The sequence below is a fragment of the Micromonospora sp. WMMD730 genome, assembly GCF_049178955.1.
GTDB lineage: Bacteria > Actinomycetota > Actinomycetes > Mycobacteriales > Micromonosporaceae > Micromonospora > Micromonospora wenchangensis.
On sequence record NZ_JBMHML010000002.1, the window covers coordinates 1,546,590 to 1,560,819 of the forward strand.

General features: G+C 74.6%; 12 protein-coding genes. 7 read left to right on the forward strand and 5 right to left on the reverse strand.

Annotated features, from left to right (window positions below; genetic code table 11):
• Positions 1-64 precede the first annotated feature (64 nt).
• Together ACN265_RS07065 and ACN265_RS07070 are read left to right on the forward strand one after the other, a co-directional pair.
• Positions 65-1,324 (forward strand): M48 family metallopeptidase, encoded by a 1,260-nt coding sequence (locus ACN265_RS07065; RefSeq protein WP_421406452.1) that lies wholly within the window; start codon positions 65-67, stop codon positions 1,322-1,324.
• Positions 1,321-2,460, forward strand: a complete 1,140-nt coding sequence (locus tag ACN265_RS07070; protein WP_420117238.1) for a glycosyltransferase family 4 protein — start codon at positions 1,321-1,323, stop codon at positions 2,458-2,460. Before ACN265_RS07065 ends, ACN265_RS07070 begins: the two co-directional genes overlap by 4 nt.
• Before the next feature lie 67 nt (positions 2,461-2,527).
• Here ACN265_RS07070 and ACN265_RS07075 read toward each other — a convergent pair whose 3' ends face one another.
• The 5 genes from ACN265_RS07075 to ACN265_RS07095 form a co-directional block, all read right to left on the reverse strand.
• On the reverse strand, positions 2,528-4,288 hold the full coding sequence (locus ACN265_RS07075) for a putative bifunctional diguanylate cyclase/phosphodiesterase (protein WP_421406454.1): 1,761 nt from the start codon (positions 4,286-4,288) through the stop codon (positions 2,528-2,530).
• Positions 4,281-5,090 (reverse strand): SAM-dependent methyltransferase, encoded by an 810-nt coding sequence (locus ACN265_RS07080; RefSeq protein ID WP_204927823.1) that lies wholly within the window; start codon positions 5,088-5,090, stop codon positions 4,281-4,283. The genes ACN265_RS07075 and ACN265_RS07080 overlap by 8 nt, the downstream gene beginning before the upstream one ends.
• A 206-nt stretch (positions 5,091-5,296) precedes the next feature.
• Positions 5,297-5,965, reverse strand: coding sequence for a response regulator transcription factor (locus tag ACN265_RS07085; RefSeq protein WP_007072219.1), 669 nt, complete (start codon positions 5,963-5,965; stop codon positions 5,297-5,299).
• A 7-nt stretch (positions 5,966-5,972) separates the two neighbouring features.
• The gene (locus tag ACN265_RS07090) at positions 5,973-7,664 is read right to left on the reverse strand and encodes a GAF domain-containing sensor histidine kinase (protein ID WP_204927822.1); all 1,692 of its coding nucleotides are present in this window, start codon (positions 7,662-7,664) and stop codon (positions 5,973-5,975) included.
• A gap of 14 nt (positions 7,665-7,678) precedes the next feature.
• On the reverse strand, positions 7,679-9,478 hold the full coding sequence (locus tag ACN265_RS07095; protein ID WP_421406457.1) for an AMP-dependent synthetase/ligase: 1,800 nt from the start codon (positions 9,476-9,478) through the stop codon (positions 7,679-7,681).
• Positions 9,479-9,635: 157 nt separating this feature from the next.
• On the opposite strand from ACN265_RS07095, the gene ACN265_RS07100 reads away from it, so the two are divergent.
• From ACN265_RS07100 to ACN265_RS07120, 5 genes are all read left to right on the forward strand, one after another.
• The gene (locus ACN265_RS07100) at positions 9,636-10,088 is read left to right on the forward strand and encodes an SRPBCC family protein (RefSeq protein WP_204927820.1); all 453 of its coding nucleotides are present in this window, start codon (positions 9,636-9,638) and stop codon (positions 10,086-10,088) included.
• A gap of 37 nt (positions 10,089-10,125) precedes the next feature.
• Complete coding sequence (locus ACN265_RS07105; RefSeq protein WP_421406459.1) at positions 10,126-10,800, forward strand: hypothetical protein; 675 nt, start codon at positions 10,126-10,128, stop codon at positions 10,798-10,800.
• 73 nt (positions 10,801-10,873) lie between these two features.
• A complete protein-coding gene (locus ACN265_RS07110) occupies positions 10,874-11,821 on the forward strand; it encodes an ROK family glucokinase (protein WP_204927818.1) in 948 nt (315 codons plus the stop codon).
• Positions 11,822-11,958: 137 nt separating this feature from the next.
• Positions 11,959-12,645 carry an endonuclease/exonuclease/phosphatase family protein gene (locus tag ACN265_RS07115; protein ID WP_421411405.1) on the forward strand — a complete coding sequence of 229 codons (687 nt, stop codon included), beginning with the start codon at positions 11,959-11,961 and terminating at the stop codon, positions 12,643-12,645.
• 157 nt (positions 12,646-12,802) lie between these two features.
• Positions 12,803-14,209: a flavin-containing monooxygenase gene (locus ACN265_RS07120; protein ID WP_421406460.1), complete on the forward strand. Its 1,407-nt coding sequence runs from the start codon at positions 12,803-12,805 to the stop codon at positions 14,207-14,209.
• Positions 14,210-14,230: the final 21 nt, after the last annotated feature.

Sequence of the window (14,230 nt, forward strand, 5' to 3'; positions counted from 1 at the left end):
GGAGGAGCGGCGGCATGACACGGGTACGACGCCACGCCCGCAGACCCGTACCCGGGGTGCCCCGGTGAGCCCGCGCGGCTGGGCGGTGCTCACCCTGGCGGCGCTGGTGCTGGCCCTGGTCGTCCTGGGTGCCCTGCTGGTCCCGTGGAGCCGGCCCCCGGCCCCCCGCGCCGACCAGCTCGCCGCCCTGCGTGACCTGCCCGCCGACCAGGTCGCCCGGGGGCGCGCGTTGCAGGCGGCCCTGCGCCCCGGCCGCTACACCGGGCTCGCCGTCGGCCTGCTGGTGGCCCTGCTGCTCGGGCTGACCCCGCTCGGGGCGCGGCTGGTCGAGCTGGCCGGCCGGCCGTTCGGCGACCACTGGATCGCCCGCGCGGTGCTCGGCGGGATCGCCGTGGTGCTCGTCGCCGACCTGCTCACCCTCCCGTTCGCCGCCTGGCGGCAGTCGGTGCTGACCCGGTACGGGCTCGCCACCCAGGGCTGGGGCGGCTGGACGGTCGACCTGCTCAAGTCGTACGCCCTCAGCGCGGTGCTCGCCGCGACCGTGCTGCTCGGCTTCTACACCGTCACCCGGCTCGCCCCGCGCTGGTGGTGGGCGTTCGGGGCGGCCGGCGCGGCCGGCTTGGTGGTGCTGCTGTCCTTCGTGCTGCCGGTGCTGGTGGAGCCGGTGTTCAACCGGTTCACCCCGATGGAGCAGGGGCCGCTGCGCACCGAACTGACCGCCCTGGCCGCGCGGGACGGCGTACCGGTGCGGGACGTGCTGGTCGCCGACGCCTCCCGCCGCACCCGGGCGGTCAACGCGTACGTCTCCGGTCTGGGGCCGACCCGGCGGGTGGTGGTCTACGACACCCTGCTGCGCGAGGCCACCCCGGCCGAGGTGACCAGCGTGGTGGCGCACGAGCTGGGCCACGCCAAGGACCGTGACGTCTGGACCGGCACGCTGACCGGTGCGCTCGGGGCCGCCGCCGCGGTCGTCGCGCTCTACCTGGCCGGCTCCTGGACGCCGCTGCTGCGCCGGGCCGGCGTCGACTCGATCGCCGAGCCCCGGGCGTTCGCGCTGCTGATCGCCCTGGTGACGGTCGTCGGGCTGGTCGCCGGCCCGGTGCAGGCGCTGGTGTCGCGCCGGATCGAGGCACGGGCCGACGCGCACGCCCTAGCGCTCACCGGTGACCCGGCCACCTTCGAGGCGATGCAACGCCGGCTCGCCGGGGTCAACCTGGCCGATCCCGACCCGCCCCGGGCGGAGTACCTCTGGTTCGCCTCGCACCCGTCCACGGTGGAGCGGATGGCCGCCGCCCGCGCGTACGCCCGGGAGGCCGGCCGGTGACCCGGACCCTGCTGATCACCAACGACTTCCCGCCCCGCCCCGGCGGCATCCAGTCGTTCGTGCACCACCTGGCGGTCCGCCAGCCGCCCGGCTCGGTGGTGGTCTACGCCTCCAGTTGGCGCGACACCGCCGGGTTCGACGCCGCGCAACCCTTCCCGGTGGTCCGGGACGCGACCCGGGTGCTGCTGCCCACCCCGCGGGTCGCCCGCCGGGCCGCCCGGCTGGCCCGGGAGCACGACTGCGACACGGTGTGGTTCGGTGCCGCCGCGCCGCTGGGCCTGCTCGCCGGCGGACTGCGCCGCCGGGCCGGCATCCGCCGCGCGGTGGCGCTGACCCACGGTCACGAGGCCGGCTGGGCGACCCTGCCGGGGGCCCGCGCCGCGCTGCGCCGGATCGGTCGGGACACCGACGTGGTCACCTACCTCGGCGACTACACCCGGGTACGGCTGGAGCGCGCCCTGCGCGGCGTCACCGAGCTGCACCGGCTCGCCCCCGGGGTCGACGTGGACACCTACCACCCCGGGGTGGACGGCGCGCCGGTGCGGGCCCGGCTCGGGCTGGCCGACCGGCCGGTGGTGGTCTGCGTCTCCCGGCTGGTCGCCCGCAAGGGCCAGGACATGCTGATCCGGGCCCTGCCGGCGATCCGCCGCCGGGTGCCCGACGCGGCGCTGCTGGTGGTCGGGGGCGGGCCCTACCGGGCGACGCTGGAGAAGCTGGCCCGGTCCACCGGCGTGGAACGTGACGTGGTGTTCACGGGCTCGGTGCCGTGGGAGGCGCTGCCCGCCCACTACGCGGCCGGTGACGTCTACGCGATGCCCTGCCGTACCCGCAACCGGGGGCTGGACGTCGAGGGGCTCGGCATCGTCTACCTGGAGGCGTCGGCGACCGGACTGCCGGTGGTGGCCGGTGACTCCGGCGGCGCACCGGACGCGGTCCGCGAGGGCGAGACCGGGTACGTCGTCCCGGGGCGTGACGTCGCCGTGCTCGCCGACCGGGTGGCCACCCTGCTCGCCGACCGGGACCTGGCCCGGCAGCTCGGCACGGCCGGGCGGGCCTGGGTGGAGAAGGAGTGGCGCTGGGAGACCCAGGCCCGTCGCCTGACGGACCTGCTCACCGGCACCGCCGCACCCGGCTGAACCGCCGACCGACCCGTCTACCGACCCGTCGCCGAACAGGGTGGCGGGGTGGGCCGCCGGCGGTGGGTCAGCGGATCTGTTCGAGGATGCGGGCGGCGGGGGCGGGCTTGCCGAAGTGCCAGCCCTGGCCGGTGTCGCAGCCGATGGAGCGCAGCAGGTCGGCCTGGTCGGCGGTCTCCACCCCCTCGGCGGTGACCGTCAGGTCCAGCGCGTGGGCCAGCGACACCAGCGAGGCCAGGATCTGCTCGTCGTTGCGGCTGGCCGGGTCGACCTGCGGGCTGCGCAACCTGGTCACGAACTCGCCGGCCACCTTCAGCTCGGTGACCGGCAGGTCCCGCAGGTAGACCAGGTTGCTGTAGCCGGTGCCGAAGTCGTCGATGGCGATCCGGACACCCAGGTCGTTGAGCATCCGCAGGGCCCGGACCGGGTCCTCCCCGCCGGTGCTCATCATGGTGCTCTCGGTGATCTCCAACTGGAGTCGTTGCGGCGGCAGGCCGGTCTGCGCCAGCAGCCCGCGCACCTCCTGCACCAGGCCGGGGCGGTGGACCTGCCGGACGGCGAGGTTGACGCTGACGAACGGTGCCGGCCCGCCGCCGGCGGCCCAGCTCTCCGCCTCCCGGCACGCCTCGGCGAGCACCCAGCCACCGAGCCGGACGATCAGCCCGGTCTCCTCGGCCAGCCCGATGAAGCTGTCCGGGCCCAGCACCCCCAGCTCGGGGTGCCGCCAGCGGACCAGCGCCTCCACCCCGACCACGGTGCCGTCCCGCAGCGACGTCAGCGGCTGGTAGTCCAGGAAGAACTCGCCCCGGTCCAGGGCGGCGGGGATGGCCGCCGACAGGGCGTACCGGGCCAGCTCGGTGCGGTGCCGGGCCGGGTCGAACAGCGCCCAGCGGGCACCGCCGGCCGCCTTGGCCCAGTGCAGGGTGCTGTCGGCGGCCCGCATCAACTCACCCGGGGTGGTGCCGGCCACCGGCCGTTCCACGATGCCCGCGCTGGCGGTGACGGTCAGCTCGTGCCCCTCGACCAGGGCCGGCTCGGCGACCGCGGCGAGCGCCGACTCCGCCACCTTCACCACGTCGTCGGTGCCGTCGGTGCGCTCGACGAGGATGACGAACTCGTCACCGCCGAGGCGGGCCACCAGGTGCTCGCCGAGGGCCCGGCTCAGCCGCTGCGCCACCTGCACCAGCAGGGCGTCGCCGAGCTGGTGACCGAGGGAGTCGTTGACCACCTTGAACCGGTCGAGGTCGAGGAAACACACCCCCACCCGGGCGGAACCCCGCCCCGGGACGGTGAGGGCGGTGGCGAGCCGTTCGGTGAACAGGGTGCGGTTGGGCAGGTCGGTGAGCGGGTCGTGGGTCGCCTGGTGGCGGAAGCGGGACTCACTGTCGCGCAGCGCCCGTTCGGCCTGGGCGCGGGCCACCATCGCCGCCCGCCGGATGGACTCCTGCTCGTCGAGGGTCCGGTCGCGCAGCGCGCGGGCGTACCCGGTGGTGATGGTGGCGAGCAACCGGGCCAGCCGGTCGGAGATGTCGTCGCCGACCAGGCCGAGGTCGCGCAGCAGGCGGAGCTGGACGACCTCGACGGTCCGCCCCAGCCCCTCCGCCGAGGCGATGTGCGCGGCCACCAGCTCCGCGCCCACCTGGTGACCGACCCGCGGGTCGAACGGCTCGGCCCGCAGCGCGGCCGCCAGTCGTACGGTGAGCCGTTGCAGCAGCTCCTCCAACTGGGCCTGGGTCATCGGCAGGTAGCTGGTGCCGGAGACCGCCTTGGCCCAGGCGCGGGCGAACGTACCCGGGCAGGACGCCCGGGGGCCTGTCGGCTCACCCATCGAGACGCCCGACGCCGCCGAGGAAGACGGCCTGTTCGGCGTTCTCGGCGCTCTCCGGCGTCTCGGGCCGCCACTGCGGCACCCAGACCACCCCGGGGTCGACGATCGTGAAGCCGTCGAAGAACGCGGTCAGCTCGGCCCGGCTGCGGATGCACAGCGGGTTGTCGGTACGCCGGTAGACCCGTTCCGCCTCGGTCCGCTCGGCCCCGCCCCGGGTGTCGTCGCTGGCCTGGGAGAGGACCAGGTAACTGCCCGGGGCGAGCGCCGCGCGCAACGTCCGCAGGATGTCCTCGGGATGGTCGGCGTGCGGGATGAAGTGCAGCACCGCCACGATCATCACGGCCACCGGCTGGGAGAAGTCGATCAGCCGGGTCACCTCGGGGTGCGCCAGGATCGCCTCGGGCCGGCGCAGGTCCTCCTGCACGACGGCGGCGGCGGGGTTGCCGGCGAGGATCTCCTGGCTGTGCGCGACGGCGACCGGGTCGACGTCGACGTAGACCACCCGGGCCCGCGGGTCGGCCCGCTGGGCGATCTCGTGCACGTTGCCGACGGTGGGGATGCCGGAGCCGATGTCGAGGAACTGGCGGATGCCGGAGTCGACCAGGTGCTGCACCACCCGGCGCAGGAAGGCCCGGTTGGCCTGGGCCATCAGCGGCGCGTCGGGAACCGCCTCCACCATCGCGCGGGCGGCGACCCGGTCGGCGGCGAAGTTGTGCGAGCCGCCGAGGTAGTAGTCGTACATGCGGGCGACGCTGGGGCGTTCGATGTCGATGTCGTCGGGTGCCCAGTTCGGTCGCTGCATCCCCAACCCCTTTGTCGAGTACCACCGCAAACATGGTCGACCGTGCGGTTCACCCGGGTATTCTGCCTGTCCACCGCCCACGTGCAAAGACCGCGATCAGTGCGCGACCGGTCGCTCACCGGGCGCAGTCGAACCGGTGGTGTGCCGACGGCAGGCCCGGGTCCGGGGTGGACCCGGGCCTGCCGGCCCGGCGGGGTGGCCCCGCCTCAGAACTTCGGGGCGTCCGGCGCCTCGAGCAGACCCAGCCGCAGGGCGGTCATCAGCGCCTGCGCCCGGTTGGCCGCGCCCAGCTTCTCGTAGAGCTTCGAGATGTGGGTCTTGGCGGTGGACTCGCTGACGAACAGCTGCTTGGCGATGCCGGCCACGCTCATGCCGTCGGCGAGCAGCCGCAGCACCTGACCCTCGCGGGGGGAGAGCTGCGGGCCGGACGGGGCCAGCCGGCGCTTCATCGCCTCGGCCAGGTCGGCGGCGGTGAACGCGCTGGGCGAGGAGGCGGCGTGCCGGGCGGCGGCCACCACCTCGTCGGCCGGCGCGGTCTTCGGCACGAAGGCGCTCGCCCCCGCCTCCAACGCACCGAAGAGCTGGTCGTCACCGGCGTACATGGTGAGCACCACGATGCCCATCGACGCGCTGGACTTGCGCAGCGCCCGGGTGGCCTCCAGGCCGCTGCCGTCGGGAAGCCGCAGATCCATGATCACGACGTCCGGTTGCAGCGCGCCGGCCTGGCGCACGCCCTCCGCCGCCGTGGCGGCCTCGCCGACGACCTCGAACTGACGGTCCCGCTCGAAGGCGTGCCGCAGCCCCTTGCGGATCAGATCGTGATCGTCGACAAGGAGGACCTTGGTACGGGTGGCCGGTGTCGGGCTTGTGGTCATCCTCGAATTACTCCACTTCTGCTGCTGCGCTGCCACGCACGTTATCGCGCCGGGGCGACGAACCCACCACCACCGCCACGGTCGTACCACTGGGTTGCCGGGGACTGATCTCCAACCGGCCCCGGATACGTTCCGCCCTCTCCGCCATGATCGCAAGGCCGTAGTGACCGTCGGTGCGCTGGTCACCGATGCCGTGACCGTCATCCGACACTTCAATTTGCGCGTACGGGGGGTCCACCTCGCAGGTGACCCAGAGATTCGACGCCCCGGCGTGCTTGCGGGCGTTGGTCACCGCCTCCTGGGCGATGCGCAGCAACTCGGCCTCGGTGGCGGCCGGCAGCCGGGCGGTCGACTCGTCGAGCGACAGGTGCACCCGCAGGCCCCCCGACGCGCCGACGGTGCGGGCGTACTCGGCGATCGCCGCCGCCAGGCCGCCGTGCCGGTCGACCTCGCTGCGCAGCTCGAACAGGCTCAGCCGCAGCTCGGTGATCACCCGGGTCACCTCACCGCGCAGGGTGCGCAGCGCCTCGGCGGTCTCCTTCGGGTCCTCGTCGACGTAGGCCAGCGCGTTGTCGATGCCGTAGCCGACCATCACCAGTTCCTGCGCCACCCCGTCGTGGATCTCCCGGGCCAGCCGCTGCCGCTCCTCGTTGGTGGCCAGCGACCGCACCTCGTCGAAGAGCAGCGCCGCCTCCAGGCGCAGCGCCGCCGGGCCGGTCAGCGCGGTCACCCGGGACACCACCGGCGGCGGGTAGGCGTGCGCCGCGTCCGCCTCCAGCACCACCAGGCCGACCGTACGCACCCCGGCGACCAGCGGCACGATCAGCGCCGAGACGTCCCCGCCGCTGTGCGAGCGGGCCTGCGACCGGGCCGAGGTCTGCGGCTGCTGGCTGGCCCAGGCGTCGGCGATCGCCGAGTCGGCGTCCAACGTCGTCTCCCAGTCGACCCGGTCGACGCCGACCTGGGCGAGGACCACGAGCCGCCCGCCGCCGCTTGCCGACAGCACCGCGCCCCGGTTGCCGGGGGCGACGGTACGCAGCTCCTCCAGCAGGTGTTCGGAGATGCCGCCCGGGTCGAGGGTGGCCCCGGGCAGCTGCCGGGCGACCGTCCGCAGCTGGGTCAGCAGCCGGGTCGCCTCGGCGTACGGCTGGGGCTTGCCGTCGGCCCGGACCCGCATCACCTGGTGCAGCGTGCCGGCGGCGTAGAGGCCGAGCCCGGCGAGGATCAGCCACTGCGCGCAGACCGCCAGGTAACCGGCCTGGCCGAGCTGCCGCCCACCGGCGACCTCGGTGAAGGCGCCCGCCACCAGCAGGGTGGCCGCGGTGACGCCGAGCAGCACCGCGCCCTCGCGGAACTGCCGGCGCAGCGCGGTGACGGTCACCGGCACCGCCAGGTAGGGCAGCACCGCCGAGGCGCCCAGCCCGCCGACCGACGAGCCGAGGGCGGAGGAGACGGCGACCTGGCTGGCGGCCAGCCCGATCACCACCGCCTCGGCGAGCCGGCTCAGCGGGCCGATCAGCCGGTGCTCGGGGGCGAGCAGGGCGGGCGCTCCGGCGACCGCCAGCAGGGCGATCCACCAGAGCTGGGCGGGATCGCGGGTGGCGACCAGGGTCAGGACGCCGACCAGCGCGAGCATCACCGCTCGCGCGGCGGCGGCGACGGGACGCGTCTGGGGGCGGGCGGCTGTGGAGGCGGGCACGTGACGGATCGTAGTCAGCCTTGGTAGATGTCCGCGATCTCGGCCGCGTACGTCTTGTGGACGACCTGCCGCTTGACCTTGAGTGAGGGGGTCAACTCGCCGGTCGCCTCGGTGAAGTCGCGGGGCAGGATGCGGAACACCTTGATCGCCTCGGCCTTGGAGACGGCCAGGTTGGCGGTGTCCACCGCACCCTGGATCTCGGCCCGCAGCGCGTCGTGCGCCACGAGCTGCGCGACCGGGGTGTCCTCGGGCATCCCGTGGGCGGCCAGCCACTTCGGCAGCGCCTCCTCGTCGACGGTGACCAGGGCGGCGATGAACGGCTGCCGGTCGCCCACCACCACGCACTGGCTGACCAGCGGGTGCGCCCGGACCTGGTCCTCCAGCACCGCCGGGGCGACGTTCTTGCCGGCGGCCGTCACGATGATCTCCTTCTTGCGGCCGGTGATGCTGAGGAAACCGTCGTCGTCGAGGTGCCCCAGGTCGCCGGTGCGGAACCAGCCGTCGGCGAGCGCCTCGGCGGTGGCCGCCTCGTTCTTCCAGTAGCCCTGGAAGATCAGGTCACCGGCGATCAGGATCTCGCCGTCGTCGGCGATCCGGATCGTCACGCCGGGCAGCGGCCGGCCGACCGTGCCGATCTTCGTGCCGGTGGGCAGGTTGGCCGCGGCGGCGGGGGAGGTCTCGGTGAGGCCGTACCCCTCGCAGATGGTCACCCCGATGCCCCGGAAGAAGTGCCCGAGCCGGGCGCCGAGCGGGGCGCCTCCGGAGATCGCGTCCCGGCACCGGCCACCGAGGGCGGCCCGCAGCTTGCGGTAGACCAGCCGGTCGAAGACCGCGTGCTGGGCACGCAGCGCGAACCCGGGACCGCCCGGGGTCTCCTGCGCCTCGCTCCAGGCGATGGCGACCTTCTCGGCCCGGTCGAAGATCGCGCCCTTGCCGTCGGCCTCGGCCTTCTGCCGGGCGCCGTTGTAGACCTTCTCGAAGACCCGCGGCACCGAGAGCACGAACGTCGGCCGGAACTCCTGGAGCTGGGCGACCAGGTCCCGGGTGTCGGCGCAGTGCGCCATCGTGGCCCGCGCCTGCACCACCCCGATCTGGATGAGCCGGGCGAAGGCGTGCGCCAGCGGCAGGAAGAGCAGGGTCGAGGCGCCCGGGCGGAACAGGTTCGGCAGCACCGGCACCGCGTTGGCGATGTCGGCGTACATGTTGCGGTGGGTCAGCACGCAGCCCTTGGGGCGGCCGGTGGTGCCGCTGGTGTAGATGATCGTGGCGACGTCGGCGGCGCGGACCGAGGTGCGGCGGCGCTCGATCTCCTCCGGGTCGACCGAGGTGCCGGCGGCGACGATCTCGTCGACCCCGCCCAGCTCGATCTGCCAGACGTCGCGCAGCTCGGGCAGCCGGTCGCGGACCCCGGCGACCAGGGTGGCGTGGCTGTTGGTCTCCACCACCACGGCGACCGCGCCCGAGTCGGCGAGGATCCAGGCGGCCTGTTCGGCGCTGGAGGTCTCGTAGATCGGTACGGTGACCGCGCCGGCCGCCCAGATGGCGTAGTCGAGCAGGGTCCACTCGTAGCGGGTGCGGCTCATCAGGGCGACCCGGTCGCCGGGGGAGACCCCCGCGCCGGCCAGCCCCCGGGCCACCGCGACCACCTCGTCGCGGAACTGCCGGCAGGTGACGTCGACCCCGGCGCGGCCCTCGACGGCGGGCCGGACGAACTGCACCGCGTCCGGCGCGGCCTCGGCGTTGTCCCAGACCGGGTCGGTCAGGTTTGCCGCGTCGCCGATGGTGACGATCGGCGGGACGGAGAACTCGCGCACCTGCACTCCCTCGTGCTCGCACTGGCCGGGCCGACCACGGGCCGGCATGGTCGAAACCTACCCGGCCGGCCGGGCGGACGCCCCAGCCAGGTTGCCCGGCCCCTGCCCGGGGGGGTGGAGCGGGGCATCCGTCGGGCGCGCCGGGTAGCCTCCCCCCATGGCGGACTCCTCCACCCAGTCGATCGTCATCGGCGCGTCACCGGACCGGGTCGCGGCGGTCGTGTGCGACTTCGCGCGCTACCCCGAGTGGACCGAGGCGGTGCGCCGGACCGAGGTCGTCGAGGAATACGAGGACGGCTACGCCAGCCAGGTCCGGTTCACCATCGACGCCGGGGTGATGGCCGACGAGTACGTGCTGGCCTACGAGTACGCCGAGGACCTGTCCCGCATCGAGTGGCACCTGGTGTCGCCCTCGACGATGCAGAAGTCCCAGCGTGGCTCGTACGACCTGGTCGGCAACCCGGACGGCACCTGCACGGTGACCTACACGCTGGAGGTCGAGTTGTCGGTGGGCATGCTCGGCATGTTTCGCCGCAAGGCCGAGAAAATGATCATGGATACGGCGTTGAAGCAGCTCAAGCGCCGGGTAGAAGCAACCGGTGCGGCGTAGCGACGCGACGGCCGGCGACACGACGGAGGAGCCGACCATGGGCGCAACGGAACCGGGCTCGGCCCGGGAGGAAGCGGAACGGCTGGTCGCCACGCTGCTCGCGACGGCCCGGCTGGCCTCCGCCGGCTCCGGGTCGGCGTCGGGGCCGTGGGGTCCGCTCGGTGGGATCGTCTCGGGTGTCCTCGGTCACAGTGCCACCCCGTCCCGGTCTGCCGGCGGCGGCCACCGCGCGCAGGGTTTCGCCACCGGATCGGCCGAGTGCTGCGTCTGTCCGATCTGCCGGGCGGTCGCCGCCCTACGCGATCCCAGTCCCGAATTCGCCGAGCGGCTCGCCACCGGCGCGGGGGATCTGGCGGCCGGCGTCGCCAGCCTGATGCGCGCGTTCGCCCCGCCCGGAGCCGGGGAAGCACCCCCCGGGGACGCCGGTGACGCCACCGCCCCGACCGGCCCGTCCGATTCCGGAGCCGATCATGTGTGGCGCGAGGCCACCCGCACCGGGCATGATTCTGCGTCGGCGCCGGAGCGGGACGTCTGGTCCGCCGCCACCCGGGCGGAGGACGCGGTCGAACCGGCCGCCGCCGCACCGCCCGTCGACGACGCCGGGCCGGCCGCGCCGGCCCAGCAGGTCCGGCCCGCGGCCGACGGTCCCGTGGTGCCCGCCTCGCGTGCGCCGGCCGGCGCGGACGGGGACGCACCAGGCGACGGGGCCTGACCACCGGACATCCCGGCAGCGTACGGCCGGTTTCGGCCGATGTCGGGCAGCACAGCAGAGGGGAGTGGCCGCGGTGACGCTGACCATCGGAGTCGACGTCGGTGGCACGAAGGTGGCCGGCGGTGTCGTGGACGACACCGGCAGGGTGCTCGTGCAGGCCCGGCGGGACACCCCCGCGGACGACGTCGGCAAGACCCGCGACGTCATCATCGAACTGGTCACCCAGCTCGCCACCGGCCACCAGGTCGACGCGGTGGGGATCGGCGCGGCCGGCTGGATCGACGCGTCCCGCTCCACCGTGCTGTTCGCCCCCAACCTGGCCTGGCGCGACGAACCGCTGCGCGACTACGTCAGCGCCGCCACCGGCCTCCCGGTGATCGTCGAGAACGACGGCAACGTGGCGGCCTGGGCCGAGTTCCGGCACGGCGCGGCCCGCGACGCCGACGACTCCATGGTCATGTTCACCATCGGCACCGGTGTCGGCGGCGGCATCGTCCTCGGCGGCGAGCTGGTCCGCGGCGCCCACGGCATCGCCGCCGAGCTGGGACACATGCTCACCGTCCCCGACGGCCACCAGTGCGGCTGCGGCCGGCTCGGCTGCATCGAGCAGTACGCCAGCGGCAGCGCCCTGGTCCGGTTCGCCCGCGCCGGGGCCCGGCAGGAACCGCAGCGCGCCACCGCCCTGCTGGAGCTGGCCGGCGGCGAGGCCGAGGCGATCACCGGCCCGATGGTCACCACCGCCGCCCAGGCCGGCGACCCGATCTCGGCCGAGGCGTTCGCCCAGATCGGCCGCTGGCTCGGCACCAGCCTCGCCGACATGGCCCAGATCCTCGACCCGCAGGTGCTGGTGGTCGGCGGCGGCGTGGTGGATGCCGGTGACCTGCTGCTCGGCCCGACCCGGCGGTCCTTCGCCGATGCGTTGGCCCAGCGCAGCCGGCTCCCGGTGGCCGAGGTGCGGCCCGCCGAGCTGGGCAACAGCGCCGGCGTCATCGGTGCCGCCGACCTGGCCCGCCGCCGATGAGCGCCGCGCCGACGGGGCCGCGCCCGGACGCCCCCGCGCCCGCCGACACCGCCCCCGCGCCCGCCGACACCGCCGCCGCGCCGCCGGCACCGGCACCGACGGGAGCGGCCGGGTCCAGCCCGACCGACGCCCGGCGGGTGCCGCTGCGGGTGGTGTCGTACAACATCCACAGCCAGCGCGACGACACGGCGGCGCTGGCCAGCGTGGTCCGCGAGGCCGCCCCCGACGTGGTGATCGTGCAGGAGGCGCCGCGCCGGTTGCGGTGGCGACAGAAGTCCGCCACACTGGCCGACTCGTTCGGCCTGGTGGTGGCCGCCGGTGGGCTGCCGTCGCTGGGCAACCTGCTGCTGACCAGCCTGCGGGTCCGGGTGACCGGGACGCACTGCCAGCGGTTCCCGCTGACCCCGGGCCGGCACCTGCGCGGCGCGGCGTACGCCCGCTGCCAGGTCGGCGGGGCCCGGTTCCTGCTGGCCGGCTCGCACCTGTCCACCGACCCGGCCGAGCGGCCCGGCCAGGCGACGCTGCTGCGGCGGGAGCTGTCCGCGAGCGACCTGCCGGTGGTCTTCGGGGCCGACCTCAACGAGGGCCCGGACGGCCCGGCCTGGGGCACCGTGGCGGCCGGCCTGACCGACGCCGCGATCGCCGCCGACGCGGCCGACCGGCACACCTACTCGTGCACCAACCCGCGCCGCCGCATCGACGCCCTCTTCGTCGACCCCCGGGTCGAGGTGGTCGGCTACGACGTCGTGGACACCCCGACCACCCGCCGGGCCAGCGACCACTTCCCGGTCCTGGTCGACCTGCTGCTGCCGGTCACCGACTGACCGGCCGGCAGCGTCCCCGGGCCGGCCGCTGCGGCCGCCCGGGGGTCGTCCCGCGACGCGTCACGACACCTCCGCGAGCCGGGCTGGACAACGGGTCGGGGGCCCGGAAGGATGCCGGTCGAACCGGCGTACCTGGCCGCACATAAGGAGAATCCCGGTGTCCCCCTCCACCGAGCACGGCCGGCCCGAACCGGAGCCCACGACGCTCCCTGCGAACCGGGACGGCCGCCCGGTCTCCGACCGGGGCGACACGGTCTGCGTGATCGGGGCCGGGGCCAGCGGCCTCACCGCCGTCAAGAACCTCACCGAACACGGCTTCGGCGTCGACTGCTACGAACGGGAGACCGGCGTCGGCGGCGGCTGGAACTGGCGGCACGACCGCAGCCCGGTGTACGCCAGCACCCACCTCATCTCGTCGCGGCCGTTCACCCAGTTCCCCGACTTCCCGATGCCGGACTCCTGGCCGGACTACCCGCACCACAGCCAGCTGCTGTCCTACTTCGAGCGGTACGCCGACCACTTCGACCTGCGCCGGCACATCTGGTTCGGCACCGAGGTGGTACGGGTGGAACCCGTCGACGGCGACCGGTGGGACGTGACCACCCGCAGCACCGGCGGGTACGGCCCGGAACGCACCTCCCGGTACGCCGCCGTGCTGGTCGCCAACGGGCACAACTGGTCGCCGAAGCTGCCCCGCTACGAGGGGCTGGAGGAGTTCCGGGGCGAGGTCATGCACGCCTCGTCCTACAAGGACCCCGCCCAGCTGCGCGGCAAGCGGGTGCTGGTGGTCGGGGCCGGCAACACCGGCTGCGACCTGGCGGTCGAGGCGGCCCAGCAGGCGTCCCGCTGCTGGCACTCCACCCGCCGCGGCTACTGGTACGCCCCGAAGTACGTCCTCGGCCGTCCCGCCGACCAGGTCAACGACGCGCTGCTGGCGCTGCGGGTGCCGCTGCGGCTGCGGCAGTGGCTCTACCACTGGACGCTGCGGCTGACCGTGGGTGACCTCACCCGGTTCGGGCTGCCGAAGCCGGACCACCGGGTCTACGAGACGCACCCGATCGCCAACAGCCAACTGGTCTACTACGTCGGCCACGGCGAGATCACCCCCGTGCCGGAGCTGGCCCGGTTCCATCCCGGCGGGGTGACCCTCACCGACGGCCGGGAGATCGACCCGGAGCTGGTCGTCTTCGCCACCGGCTACCTGCCCCGCTTCGAGTTCCTCGACCCGGGCGTCCTCGGCGACGCCGACGGCTCGGGCCGCCCCCGGCTGTGGCTGCACGCGTTCCCGCCGGGCCACCCGACGCTGGCGGTGGCCGGGCTGTTGCAGCCCGACTCGGGGCTGTTCCCCCTGGCGCACTGGCAGACCGTGCTCTTCGCCCGGTCGCTGCGGCTGCGCCGGGAGCAGCCACAGCGGGCCGCCGCGTTCGCCTCGCGGGCGGCGGCCGGCGCGGGCGAGCGGTACGCGGGGAAGGTCAAGGACAGCAGCCGGCACTGGTTCGAGGTGGGCCACGTCGACTACCTGCGCGCGGTGCAGCGCGCCCTCGACGAGCTGGAGGGCAAGTGACCGGCACGACCGATCAGCGGG

Bases quoted from the DNA above. Each gene is read 5' to 3' on its own strand.
- ACN265_RS07075 (WP_421406454.1), bottom strand. From the start codon at position 4,288: ATGGGTGAGCCGACAGGCCCCCGGGCGTCCTGCCCGGGTACGTTCGCC.
- ACN265_RS07080 (WP_204927823.1), bottom strand. From the start codon at position 5,090: ATGCAGCGACCGAACTGGGCACCCGACGACATCGACATCGAACGCCCC.
- ACN265_RS07085 (WP_007072219.1), bottom strand. From the start codon at position 5,965: ATGACCACAAGCCCGACACCGGCCACCCGTACCAAGGTCCTCCTTGTC.
- ACN265_RS07100 (WP_204927820.1), top strand. From the start codon at position 9,636: ATGGCGGACTCCTCCACCCAGTCGATCGTCATCGGCGCGTCACCGGAC.
- ACN265_RS07105 (WP_421406459.1), top strand. From the start codon at position 10,126: ATGGGCGCAACGGAACCGGGCTCGGCCCGGGAGGAAGCGGAACGGCTG.